This window comes from Rahnella aquatilis CIP 78.65 = ATCC 33071 (assembly GCF_000241955.1).
Taxonomy (GTDB): domain Bacteria; phylum Pseudomonadota; class Gammaproteobacteria; order Enterobacterales; family Enterobacteriaceae; genus Rahnella; species Rahnella aquatilis.
Map to the genome: position 1 here is coordinate 4119535 of NC_016818.1, position 12827 is coordinate 4132361.

A 12827-nucleotide genomic window follows, 5' to 3' on the forward strand; every position below is an offset into this window, starting at 1 on the left:
CTCCTGTTATCTGGCGTTGTTTGTGCGAAAAGCTTCAATCAGTTCAATAAAGTGGTCAAACAGCGGCGCCGCATCGTGCGGGCCCGGGCTGGCTTCAGGGTGGCCCTGGAAGCTGAATGCCGCTTTATCGGTACGGTGGATACCCTGCACCGTATGGTCAAACAGTGATTTGTGTGTCACGCGCAGGTTGGCAGGCAGGTCAGATTCATCAACCGCAAAGCCGTGGTTCTGTGCGGTAATCATCACAATACCTTTATCGAGATCTTTTACCGGGTGGTTACCGCCATGGTGACCGAGTTTCATTTTCACCGTCTTCGCACCGCTGGCGAGTGCCAGTAACTGATGGCCGAGGCAGATGCCGAAGACAGGAATGTCGGTTTCCAGGAAAGTTTTGATAGCCGCGATAGCGTAGTCGCAAGGCTCCGGGTCGCCCGGACCATTGGACAGGAAGATGCCGTCCGGATTCAGCTTCAGCACATCAGCCGCCGGGGTCTGCGCCGGAACGACCGTCAGACGGCAACCGCGATCGACCAGCATGCGCAGGATATTGCGTTTCGCGCCGTAGTCATAAGCCACCACGTGGAATGGCAGGTCTTCAGCTCTTTTTACTGCCGGCAATTCTTCTTCCAGCGTCCAGCTACCTTGTTGCCAGCTGTAAGATTCCGTGGTTGTCACTTCTTTCGCCAGATCCATGCCTTTCAGGCCGGGGAATGCTTTGGCTTTTTGCAGCGCCAGTTCAGCATCCGGTGAATCGCCCGCAATAATGCAGCCGTTCTGGGCGCCTTTTTCACGTAACAGACGGGTCAGCTTGCGGGTATCAATATCGGCGATGGCCACGATGTTGTTGCGCTTGAGGTAATCCGAAAGATTTTCTTCACTGCGGTAGTTGCTGGCAATCAGAGGTAAATCGCGAATGACCAGACCTTGAGCGTGTACTGCGGAGGATTCTTCATCAGCGGCATTGGTGCCGACATTACCGATATGGGGATAAGTGAGAGTGACAATCTGGCGGGAATAGGAAGGATCAGTGAGGATTTCTTGATAACCGGTCATCGACGTATTGAAGACCACTTCCCCCACTGCCGACCCTTCTGCCCCGATGGCCCGACCGTGGAATTGGGTTCCGTCTTCCAGAACCAATAGCGCTGACTTTATCAAAGCATCCTCCAAGAATAATAAATCACAATATCTGCATATTAATTCAGATAACCCGATCTAAATCAATGCAAAAATCGCTCCCGAAGCCAATTTTTGGCAAATTGCGCGCATTCTAATGATGGCGGCCCGGTTTGTCTACCCAAAGGCGCCAATATTTCTCTGTTTTTCGCACAACTCAGTGAAAAGAGGCTCTCACTGCCATAAAAGCATAGCCTAAGTAAGTATAGTAACCGTTTGCGGAAGAGGATGTCTGGAAAATGATGAAGAAAGAAGGATTATTACAGGAAGGGATAGCTGATGCGTTCAAAAAACAAACAACACATGCTATGTAAATAGAGAAAATGACCTAAAAAAGGCGCTATTTAATTAAAACCAACTCAAGTCGGTATTTTCAAATAAAAAGAGAAGGGCAATCAAGGAACTGCCCTTTTATCAAAAGATTATGACTAAAACAACCACATCACATCTAAACCATTTACTATAAATCATCTAAACCCAGGACATCCCGCATGTCATAAAGACCACTTTTATGCGAGGAAAGCCATTTTCCTGCACGAACCGCGCCATTTGCGAAGGTCATGCGGCTGGAAGCCTTATGGGTAATCTCAACACGCTCCCCGATATCGGCAAACATCGCGGTATGTTCACCGACGATATCGCCAGCGCGAATAGTGGCAAAACCAATACTTTTTGGATCACGTTCACCGGTATGACCTTCACGGGCATACACCGCACAATCTTTCAGATCGCGCCCTAACGCATCAGCAATTGCTTCACCCATCGCCAGTGCTGTACCTGATGGTGCATCAACTTTATGACGGTGGTGCGCTTCCACGATTTCAATATCCGTGTAATCGCCCATGACTTTGGCCGCTTTTTCCAGCAGCTTGAGGACAACATTCACGCCCACGCTGAAGTTGGCCGCAAAAACCACCGGAATCACCTCGGAAGCCTGCTTAATTGCAGCCTTACCGGCATCGTCAAAGCCCGTAGTGCCGATAATCATGCCTTTATGATGCTTCTGGCAAAATCCCAGATGGACCAGCGTGCCTTCCGGACGGGTGAAGTCGATCAGGATATCGAAGTCATTTGCCACACCATCCAGATTGTCATGCACTTTAATGCCCGCAGTACCCACACCAGCCAGTTCGCCCGCATCGGTGCCCACTAAGGAAGAACCCGGACGTTCCAGCGCAGCGCCCAACACCACGCCCTCGGCGTCAGAGATGGCCTGAATCAGTTGCCGGCCCATACGACCACCCGCGCCAACAACAGCCATGCGAATATCAGCGTTACTCATAATTACTCTCTTCTTATTGTGGTTCTGCCGTGAAACAGAATCAGGTTATCGACCCCGCGATCAGGGGGCCAGCAAAATTGCCTCATAATTAGAAAATTATGATACAGGCCCGTTAATATCAGTAAAAGCCATCTGATTTCAGGTTACACACTCTGTGATTTTGTGTTAAACGATGGGCAGAACTGGAACTAACGGACAAAAAATCGCCAAAAAAACGCCTTAAGGCGGCTCGCATAACCATGCAATGTAGTGCATAAGTTTCAGCTTTCAAACACCCTTCTCCCCGTCTCTCTCTCACTACTCTGATTTTACCACTCCTGCTCAGGGCACCGTCTGACAATATGTAATAACGCAGAAAGGCGAATATGACGATGATTTCTGAAAACGCTTATTCACGCCTCTGGAGGCCACAGATAAGCAGCAAACCCAACATTTCTTAGATCTTAAACATTAAATTTTTATTATATTTGATGAAATAATATTGATAAAACCAATGATTATGATAATAAATAGCCACCTAATTTTAACTGCCGAAATTTGATTTAGCGGACAGTGAAAATGAGTAGCCTGGTTTCATCAGGCGCGTCTTTCACCCTTACCAGACAGTCATCAGTAAGGGGAAAATAAAAATACACACGCCAATTTTGTTGCTGATTTTTCAGATCAGTATATTGGCACAGGGACTTAACATGAAATTCAAACTGAACAATGTCACGCAAGTGGCCACTGCTGGCCTTTTATTTGGCTTAGCTTCCTTTGCCGCACACGCAGAAATCACCCTGATTAAACAAGATCCACAGCCGAACGATCCGCTGAGCCGCCTGAACTTCCAGGTCGGGGGCAGTATTCGTCCACAGTTCCAGTTCCAGAACGGGGTGAAAAACTACAAGACCAATGGTTTTGATGGCGGTACACGTTTCCGTTTTTCTGCTGATTATTATCTGTTTGATGACATCAGCTGGATTAACTACTACGAATTGGGTGTGAATATTCCTGCCCTGACTGGCTGGGATAATCATCACGCGGATGGCGCGCATAACACCAGTCGCCGTATGCTCTATACCGGCCTTAAAAGCAAAACTTACGGCCAGCTGACCTTCGGTCAGCAAAACAGCGTCTATTACGATGTGGTCGGTGCGAAAACCGATATCTGGGACTACGATATGCTCGCTCAGGCACCCGGCAATGGTGTTAACGGCGACTACGATGGTTCTTACCGTTCCCGTAAAATGCTGAAATACAAAAATACCTTCGGCGATGCGGATATCTATGCTTCTTATCTGTTCGAAGACAGCGAACTGCTGACCGGCAAAAATGGCCTGCGTTATAAACGTAACGGCGGCGGTTCTGTCGGTGTCGATTACCACATCACCAAAGATCTGACATGGGGTACTGCCTACAATTACACCGATGCAGAAATGAGAAATCCGGGCGACAACACCTCTAAAGATTACAACCAGAGCATTGTCGGTACTGCGCTGAGCTGGAAACCAGGCAACTGGACAGCATCCTTCGGTGGCGGTTACTACCATGACTTCCTGACCACTGGCGTGAAAACTGAAGACCGCTTCTTTGCAGGCGATGCGTACGGTCTGGAATACTTCCTGGGTTATGCTTTCCCTATCAATCAGCTGGCGGTTAAAACTATTCAGCCGTACTTTATGGGCGACCGTCTGACCTATGTGACCGGCCGTAATTACCAGCGTATTGATAACGGTCTGGGTGTTTCCTTCCAGCTCGATTACGGCTTCCGTGTGGATTACGAACACGTGTTCACGTCCTCTACCGATAACCTCGGCGATATGAACCTGATCCGTCTGCGTTACGACTTCTAAGCCTTAACGACTGAACTTTTGGGGCCAGCTTTACGTCTTATTGACGGGCTGGCCCTTTCTTTTTACACCCTTTCATCTATCCCCCGCGGCCAAAGCCAGACTAGACTGAATACAGACAGTCATTCGCCCTATCCATTTGTAACCTGCAGGAGATCTTTGCGATGTCAGCATTTTTCCGGTCCGACATTACTGCCATTGGCGACTATCGAGCCGAATTGGGTGAAACGCCCGTCTGGTGCCAGCGTACACAATCTTTGCTTTGGGTCGATATTCTGGCTCAGCGTGTTCTGCGTTACTGGCCCGATAGCGGGCAAACCGAAATTCATCAACTCCCCGCCCTGACCAGCGCCGTGTTGCTGACCGAAAAGAGAAATCAGTTTTTGCTGGTTTCCGTCGACGGGATCCACCTTTACGATTACGGACAGAAAACCCGCCAGAAGCTTTGTGATTATCCCGGCGCAGAAGGCACGCGTCCGAATGAAGCGGCCATCGCCCCCGATGGCTCACTGTGGTTTGGCACGCTGGATATAAAGGAAGAAAAGGATAACGGCGAATGGTTCCGCTATGAAGCGGACACAGAAAAGCCGGAGATGATGCTCGATAAGGTCGGGTGTACCAATACTCTGGTCTGGTACGAAGGCAAAGTCTGGTTTGCCGACAGCAAGAAGAAACGCTTCTTCTCCGCCAATGCCCGCCGGATCAATCCGCTGAAAATATCCTGTTTTTCTTCGGGCGATAAGATCCCCGATGGCTCTGCACTGGCACAAAATGGCTGGTTAATCACCGCCTGCTGGGGCTCGAAATGTTTGCTCCGTCAGCAGATCAATCAGGGTGAATTACTGACGCTGGATACGCAGCCAGTTCCGGTCACACAACCCAGTTGTTGCACGTTTGGCGGCCCGGACATGACTGAACTGTTTATCACTTCCGCGCGTAAAAACCTGGACGCACCGCATGCGCTGGAAGGCGCGTTACTGCATGTGGAAACGACCACGGTTGGCTCGCCGCAAAATTTATTCAAACTCCCGGCTCATTGATGCCGCAAAAGTGCAGACATAAAAAAACCGGCCACATTGAGCCGGTTTTTCATTCAGGGCCTGCGCTCAGTCGATCTGACGCACATCAACACGCAGTTCTTTTGGCACTTCGAATACGATATTTTCCTCGCGCCCTTCGATATTGATCACATCAAGCCCGCCGAAAGTTTTCAGCTTGCTGATCACGTCCTGCACCAGAATATCCGGTGCAGATGCGCCTGCCGTCACGCCAATGCTTTTTGCATCTTTCAGCCAGCTTTCCTGAATATCTGCCGCAGAGTCGATCAGGTAAGAAGGTACGCCGACACGTTGCGCCAGTTCGGCCAGACGGTTGGAGTTTGACGAGTTCTTCGACCCCACCACCAGCACAACATCAGCCCCGTCAGCCAGCGTACGCACGGCTTCCTGACGGTTTGTTGTCGCATAGCAAATATCATCTTTACGCGGCCCGATGATTTTCGGGAAACGTTCGCGCAGCGCATCAATCACTGCAGACGTATCATCAACCGACAGTGTGGTTTGCGTCATAAAACACAGGTTGTTTTCGTCTTTCACCTGCAATTTATAAACATCTTCAGGTGCCTCGACCAGATACATTCCCCCTTTCGGGTTGCTGTACTGACCCATGGTGCCTTCCACTTCCGGATGCCCGGCGTGACCAATCAAAATGGCTTCAGTGCCTTTACGGCTGGCACGGGCCACTTCCATATGCACTTTGGTCACCAGCGGACAGGTCGCGTCAAACAACATCGTCAGATCACGCGATTTCGCTTCCGCGCGCACCGCCTGAGAAACCCCGTGAGCGGAGAAAATCAGAATAGAACCATCAGGCACTTCACTGATTTGTTCGATAAAAACAGCACCGCGCTGACGCAGGCTGTCGACCACGTAGCGGTTGTGCACCACTTCATGGCGGACATAGATAGGTGCGCCATAAATTTCCAGCGCACGTTCTACAATACTGATTGCGCGGTCAACGCCTGCGCAAAATCCTCGCGGATTAGCCAGCAATATCTGCATGTTTCCCCTCAAGCTCCGGGTCAATGTCCAGCACTTCAATATCGAAATCGATATGTTGCCCTGCCAGCGGATGGTTGAAATCTACAGTGATTGAATCTTCTGTCACTTCACGGACGACGCCCGGCATTTCGCTGCCATCACGACCGCTGAACAACATGATGGTGCCGACATCCGGCACCCCAGTTTCCTGAAAATCACGACGGGAGAAGAACTGAACCAGATCCGGGCTTTTGCTGCCGAATGCCGATTCAGGGGCTAACGTGAATGCCCGTTTATCCCCGACGCTCAGCCCTAACAGCTGATTTTCCAGTGCGTCAGACAAGCTGCTGTCGCCAAGGCGAAACAGTGCAGGTTTGCCATTGGCGCGGGTTGATTCCGCCGTCGAGCCATCTTCCAGCTTCAACGTAAAATGCACCAGTACAGCGCTGTCGTGTTTCACCTGTTGAGACATAAACCTTATCCTTTACTCTTTGTGGCTTCAGAGGGTTTTGCCAGAAAACCTTCCAGCACCACCATGGCTGCGCCGACACAGATAAAGCTGTCAGCCAGATTGAACGTCGCAAAATGCCAGTTACCGACATAAAAATCGATAAAATCGACCACAAAACCGTGATACAGGCGATCAAACAAGTTGCCCAGCGCCCCGCCGATAATCATCGCAAAAGCGATATTGTTCAGCTTTTGCTTCGCGCTGCCGCGATACATCAGCACGACCAGCGCCACGACGATCACCAGCGCGATTAACGCGAAGAACCAGCGCTGCCAGCCGCCTTTGTCTGCCAGGAAACTGAACGCAGCACCGTGGTTCTGGGCATAGAACAGATTTAAATACGGGATCAAAGGCATGGATTCACCAAGCTGGAAGTTTCCCATAATGAGAAACTTACTGCCCAGATCCACGATAATGACCACGACCGCCAGCCAGAGCCAGCGGAGTCCGGTGGAACAAATCGATTTACTCATTATGCAAACTTACGCTCTTCGCCGTCACCGGCGATGTTAGTGACACAACGGCCGCAGATGTCGCTGTGTTCCGCGTTCTGACCAACGTCAGTCGTGTAATGCCAGCAGCGCGGACATTTGTCGCCTTCCGCTTTCGCCAGACCAATTTTCAGGCCCTTGAGCAATTCGCTTGGCTGAGCTGCATCGTCAGCGTCAGACAGAGCCGCAACTTTCGCGCCTGATGTCAGCAGGACAAAGCGCAGTTCGTTACCCAGCGAACGCAAGTCCGTTGCCAGCGCATCATCAGCAAACAGAGTCACGGCAGCTTCCAGAGAACCACCAAGACGTTTATCAGCACGCGCCTGTTCGATCACTTTGTTCACTTCGCCACGCACTTTAAGCAGCTCATCCCAGAACGTATCGTTCATGGATTCGTTGCCTGCCAGACCGAACAAACCGTCATACCATTCTTCGGTAAAGACGAATTTCTCACGGCTTCCCGGCAGTTCTGCCCAGATTTCATCGGCTGTGAACGACATGATCGGTGCCATCCAGCGAACCAGTGCTTCGCTGATGTGATACAGGGCGGTCTGACAACTGCGACGTGCAACGCTGTCGCTTTTCGCGGTGTACTGGCGATCTTTGATGATATCCAGGTAGAAGGATCCCATTTCGATCGAGCAGAACTGCATCAGGCGTTGAACGACGCCATGGAAATCATAGGCTTCATACGCGGCAATGATTTCGTCCTGTGCGGCTTTCGCACGGCCAACAGCCCAGCGATCCAGAACAACCATGTCTTCCGGTGCCACGCTGTGCAGCGCCGGATCGAAACCGTTAAGGTTCGCCAGCAGGAAGCGCGCAGTGTTACGGATACGGCGGTAAGAATCCGCAGCACGTTTAAGGATTTCGTCGGACACGGCAATTTCGCCGGTGTAATCCGTCGACGCCACCCACAGACGCAGGATGTCGCCACCCAGCTTGTTCATCACGTCTTGCGGCGCGATGGTGTTGCCGATGGATTTAGACATTTTGCGGCCCTGACCATCCACGGTGAAACCGTGCGTCAGAACTTGTTTGTAAGGCGCTTTGCCTTTCATGGCAGTCGAAATCATCAGGGAAGACATGAACCAGCCACGATGCTGGTCAGAACCTTCCAGATAAAGATCCGGCGAATGACCGTTAAATTCAGGGCGCACATCCACAACGGAAGAATGCGTTGAACCGGAGTCAAACCAGACGTCCAGCGTATCCGGCACTTTGACGTATTCAGCAGCATCTGCACCCAGAATGTCTTCCGGATTCAGATCCCACCACGCCTGAATGCCATCCACTTCAACACGTTTCGCCACTTCTTCCATCAGCTCAAGGCTGCGCGGATGCAGTTGTTCGGTGTCTTTATGAACGAACAGAGACATCGGCACGCCCCACGTGCGCTGACGGGAGATGCACCAGTCAGGCCGGTTAGCGACCATGTTTTCGATACGTGCCTGGCCCCAGTCCGGGATCCACTGCACGCCTTTGATCTCTTCCAGAGACTGCTGACGCAGGCCTTTTTGATCCATGCTGATGAACCATTGTGGCGTAGCGCGGAAGATGATTGGCGTTTTGTGACGCCAGCAGCACGGGTAGCTGTGCGTGATTTTCTCAACGTGCAGCAATGCGCCTTTCTCACGCAGCAGCTCAACAATCAGATCATTTGCTTTAAAGACGAATTTACCGTCCAGCGTCGGGTAAGTGCCCGGCAGGTAGCAGCCGTTCGGCCCTACCGGATTCGCCACTTCCAGACCGTATTTCTGACCGATAACAAAGTCATCCGGGCCGTGGCCCGGTGCGGTATGAACGGCCCCGGTACCGGCATCAAGCGTCACGTGATCGCCAAGGATCGCCGGAACGTCGAAACCGAGGAACGGGTGTTTGAAACGCAGCAGTTCGAGGTCTGCACCTTTACATTCGCCCAGCACGGTCCATTCCGCGATACCGGCGCGTTTCATGACGCTTTCAACCAGATCGGTTGCCAGAATCAGACACTGACCGTCGACCTGAACCAACTGATAAGAAAACTCAGGGTTCACTGAAATGGCGCGGTTAGCGGGCATAGTCCACGGGGTGGTGGTCCAGATCACCAGAGAAACCGGGCCGTTAAAGGAAGAGACGCCAAATTTCGCGGCAACAGCGGCAGCGTCAGTCGCGTTGAACGCCACATCAATAGAAGGAGAGGTTTTGTCGTAATACTCGACTTCTGCTTCTGCCAGTGATGAACCGCAATCTGTACACCAGTGAACCGGCTTAGCCCCTTTGTGCAGGTGGCCGTTACCGATGATTTTGCCCAGTGCACGAATGATGTTGGCTTCAGTTTTGAAGTCCATAGTCAGGTATGGATGATCCCAGTCGCCCAACACGCCCAGACGAATGAAGTCTTTCTTCTGGCCTTCAACCTGCTCTGCGGCATATTTACGGCAGGCTTCGCGAAATTCCGCTGCCGTGACTTTCTCACCCGGCTTACCGATCAGTTGTTCGACTTTCAGCTCGATTGGCAGACCATGACAATCCCAGCCCGGCACATACGGCGCATCAAAGCCCGCAAGCCCTTTGGACTTAACGATCATGTCTTTAAGAATTTTATTGACTGAGTGACCAATATGAATGCTGCCGTTCGCATACGGAGGGCCGTCATGCAAAATAAAGGTTTTCTTGCCTTTCTTGGCAGCACGAATAATCCCGTACAGATCCTGTTCATACCAATTTTTCAGCATGCCAGGTTCACGCTTGGCCAGATCGCCACGCATCGGGAACCCTGTTTCCGGCAAATTCAGGGTGTTCTTGTAGTCACTCATAGATTCTCGGTTCCGTTTTCGGCTGGATTCCAGGCGTTGTGACACGCCTGTCAGTACATGTTTAGCGCAGTGTCTTTAACCCAAAGAATTCACGGGCCGTCACTTCATCGTTCGCAATTTGTTGCTTTAAAGCATCAAGCGAGGAGAAACGCTGTTCGTTGCGCAATTTCGCGCGGAGCACCACATCAATGTGGCGCCCGTATAAATCTAATGTGGTGTCGAGAAGGTGCACTTCCAACTGCTTGCGCACACCACCGACAGTCGGGCGTATTCCAATGTTCGCCACGCCCGGCAAAGGTTCAGGCCCGAGGCCTGAGACTTCAACGGCATACACGCCGCGCACCGGCGAGACAACCCGCTTTAACGGCACGTTCGCCGTCGGGAAGCCAATGGTACGCCCCAGTTTATCGCCGTGTACGACACGGCCAGAGATGCTGAACGGGTGGCCCAGTAAATTTTCGGCCAGCGCCAGATCATCGTCGCGCAATGCATTACGGATCGCCGTGCTGCTGATGCGGTTTTCACCTTCACGGAAAGTTTGTGTGCTGATCACTTCAAAGCCGTATTCTGCACCGGCTTTCTGTAACAGCTCAAAATCCCCGAGACGGCTGGCTCCAAAGCGGAAATCATCCCCGACCGTCAGGAATTTGACGCCCAGCTTTTCCACCAGCAGTTGCGAGATAAACGCCTGCGCCATGTGTGCTGCGAACCGTGGCTCGAAACGGACACATAAAAGGTAATCGACTCCGCACTCCGCCAGATACTTGGCTTTGTCACGCAAACTGGTCAGGCGTGCAGGTGCTTTATCACCGGCAAACAGTTCCAGAGGCTGTGGCTCAAAAATCATTACCATCACCGGCAGTCCCAGACGTTGACCTTCCAGCTTCAGCTGTTCAATCAGGGCCTGATGACCACGGTGTACACCATCAAAATTGCCAATAGTCAGCACACAGCCATGATGACGTGCCCGAATATTGTGTATTCCGCGAATTAGCTCCATAGCTGGCTCAAATCCAATGCTGACTCATAACGATGGAAATCGGCGGATTATACCTTGTACAGCCTCCAAGGTTAACCAGCGATTAGCAGGATCACACCATTCTCTCTTGCATACGGCAGATATTGCGGTTCAAATGGCGGCGTGGCGATGAAAATCTTTCGTTGCATACAGGGAATGCGTGACTTTTCGCATAAACAAAGCGTTAATGGCCGTAGTGGGCAGTTTGTACACTCTCCTGTCGATTTTTCTCGCGAAAGACTGTATTCCGATGCCGGAAGCTGTTAAAATCCTGCGCCATCACAACGTAACAAGCGACGAGTAAAGTTCACTCTTTAAAACGCCGCTTATTTGCACAAATCCGTTGACAAAAGAAGACCGAAAAGGCATATTCCTCGGCCTTTGAATTGTTCATCAATAGAAAAATATTTGGGAGTTGGCCTTGGCTAATATCAAATCAGCTAAGAAACGCGCCGTACAGTCAGAAAAACGCCGTAAGCACAACGCGAGCCGTCGTTCTATGATGCGTACCTTTATCAAGAAGGTATACGCGGCTATTGCAGCAGGCGACAAAGCTGCTGCACAAAACGCATTTAACGAAATGCAACCAATCGTGGACCGTCAGTCTTGCAAAGGCCTGATCCACAAAAACAAAGCAGCGCGTCATAAGTCAAATCTGACTGCGCAAATCAACGCAATGCAATAATCGCATTACGCTGAAATGCTTGATAAAAAAACCGGCTCACGCCGGTTTTTTTATATCTGAAATTCAGGCGGGTTATTCAAACAACGCCGAAAAATCAGTATGGCAAATCCGCTGAACCGAAGGATGCTGAATCATTCTCTCGGCAAAAATCACGTAGTACTCTTCCATAATCCCTTCAACGCGCCCGACTTCCTCAATTTTTTCATCCTGAAATTCAGTTGATGAATAAATGGCCGGGGCGACAAATATCGCGTCGTTGTTCATTCCAAAGGCTTTCATCAGCGCGGCGTCATCAAACTCACCGAGAATATTAACCTTCAGCACCTGTGTATTAAACCAGTTGAGCAGCTTACGTCCCAGCATTGAACGCCGGCCGGGGATGAGTAATGGACGACGTTCCAGACAAGCCGGAAAACTCATGTCTGACGGCGGATTACAACAGAAGAAGCTGATCGGGCTTTCACCCAACTTGACTGAGAACAGCCCTTCCTGCTGGGTGGAATCCACCGGACAATCTGACAAAATCATGTCCAGTTTATGCTGGCTTAGTTGTTCGAGCAGCATTTCGTGGGTCGATTCAAAACAGCGCAGGTGAATTTGTGCGTTATCCGGAACCGCCGCTTCCAGCACGCGGCTGACCAGCCGTTTGGATAACGCATCCGCCACTCCCACATCAAACAGCAGGCTAGCCTCTTTGCGGTAATTCACGATATCCAGCATTTCCTGACTTAAGGTGAACATCTTATCGGCATAGCGGTAAATCAGTTGCCCCAGTTCCGAAGGCACCAGCCCCCGTCCCTGCCGTTTAAAGAGTTTGCCATCCAACCTTTCTTCCAGTGATTTAATCTGCCCGGTGATCGTTTGCGGAGTCAGGTGCAACGCTTCTGCGGCCCCCACAACCGAACCTGATTTGCACACGTGCCAGAAATAATACAAATGGTTGTAATTAATATGAGGCATGGTTTTACCTTTTCCCGAAGTATGAAGCCAGCATC

At 51.0% G+C, this 12827-nt stretch carries 11 protein-coding genes; 3 read left to right on the forward strand and 8 right to left on the reverse strand.

The window, feature by feature from the left end:
• Nucleotides 1–6: 6 nt before the first annotated feature.
• Entirely contained in the window at nt 7–1158 is a 1152-nt protein-coding gene (carA, locus tag RAHAQ2_RS18650) for a glutamine-hydrolyzing carbamoyl-phosphate synthase small subunit (RefSeq protein WP_015698711.1), read from the reverse strand.
• Nucleotides 1159–1636: 478 nt separating this feature from the next.
• The gene (gene dapB / locus RAHAQ2_RS18655; RefSeq protein WP_015698712.1) at nt 1637–2458 is read right to left on the reverse strand and encodes a 4-hydroxy-tetrahydrodipicolinate reductase; all 822 of its coding nucleotides are present in this window, start codon (nt 2456–2458) and stop codon (nt 1637–1639) included.
• Between the two features lie 689 nt (nt 2459–3147).
• Between dapB and RAHAQ2_RS18660 the strand changes: the two genes are divergently transcribed.
• The gene (locus tag RAHAQ2_RS18660; protein ID WP_015698713.1) at nt 3148–4293 is read left to right on the forward strand and encodes a porin; all 1146 of its coding nucleotides are present in this window, start codon (nt 3148–3150) and stop codon (nt 4291–4293) included.
• Nucleotides 4294–4454: 161 nt separating this feature from the next.
• Nucleotides 4455–5330 carry an SMP-30/gluconolactonase/LRE family protein gene (locus RAHAQ2_RS18665; protein ID WP_015698714.1) on the forward strand — a complete coding sequence of 292 codons (876 nt, stop codon included), beginning with the start codon at nt 4455–4457 and terminating at the stop codon, nt 5328–5330.
• 66 nt (nt 5331–5396) lie between these two features.
• Here RAHAQ2_RS18665 and ispH read toward each other — a convergent pair whose 3' ends face one another.
• The 5 genes from ispH to ribF form a co-directional block, all read right to left on the reverse strand.
• Complete coding sequence (gene ispH / locus RAHAQ2_RS18670) at nt 5397–6350, reverse strand: 4-hydroxy-3-methylbut-2-enyl diphosphate reductase (RefSeq protein WP_015698715.1); 954 nt, start codon at nt 6348–6350, stop codon at nt 5397–5399.
• Entirely contained in the window at nt 6331–6801 is a 471-nt protein-coding gene (gene fkpB, locus RAHAQ2_RS18675) for an FKBP-type peptidyl-prolyl cis-trans isomerase (RefSeq protein ID WP_015698716.1), read from the reverse strand. Before fkpB ends, ispH begins: the two co-directional genes overlap by 20 nt.
• A gap of 5 nt (nt 6802–6806) precedes the next feature.
• The gene (lspA, locus tag RAHAQ2_RS18680; protein WP_015698717.1) at nt 6807–7313 is read right to left on the reverse strand and encodes a signal peptidase II; all 507 of its coding nucleotides are present in this window, start codon (nt 7311–7313) and stop codon (nt 6807–6809) included.
• Nucleotides 7313–10129, reverse strand: a complete 2817-nt coding sequence (gene ileS / locus RAHAQ2_RS18685; protein WP_015698718.1) for an isoleucine--tRNA ligase — start codon at nt 10127–10129, stop codon at nt 7313–7315. Before ileS ends, lspA begins: the two co-directional genes overlap by 1 nt.
• Nucleotides 10130–10190: 61 nt before the next feature.
• Nucleotides 10191–11129 carry a bifunctional riboflavin kinase/FAD synthetase gene (ribF, locus tag RAHAQ2_RS18690; RefSeq protein ID WP_015698719.1) on the reverse strand — a complete coding sequence of 313 codons (939 nt, stop codon included), beginning with the start codon at nt 11127–11129 and terminating at the stop codon, nt 10191–10193.
• A gap of 439 nt (nt 11130–11568) precedes the next feature.
• Here ribF and rpsT point away from each other — a divergent pair, with 439 nt between their 5' ends.
• Nucleotides 11569–11832 carry a 30S ribosomal protein S20 gene (gene rpsT, locus RAHAQ2_RS18695; protein ID WP_013577064.1) on the forward strand — a complete coding sequence of 88 codons (264 nt, stop codon included), beginning with the start codon at nt 11569–11571 and terminating at the stop codon, nt 11830–11832.
• Between the two features lie 72 nt (nt 11833–11904).
• Here rpsT and nhaR read toward each other — a convergent pair whose 3' ends face one another.
• Nucleotides 11905–12792, reverse strand: a complete 888-nt coding sequence (nhaR, locus tag RAHAQ2_RS18700) for a transcriptional activator NhaR (RefSeq protein ID WP_015698720.1) — start codon at nt 12790–12792, stop codon at nt 11905–11907.
• Nucleotides 12793–12827 lie beyond the last annotated feature (35 nt).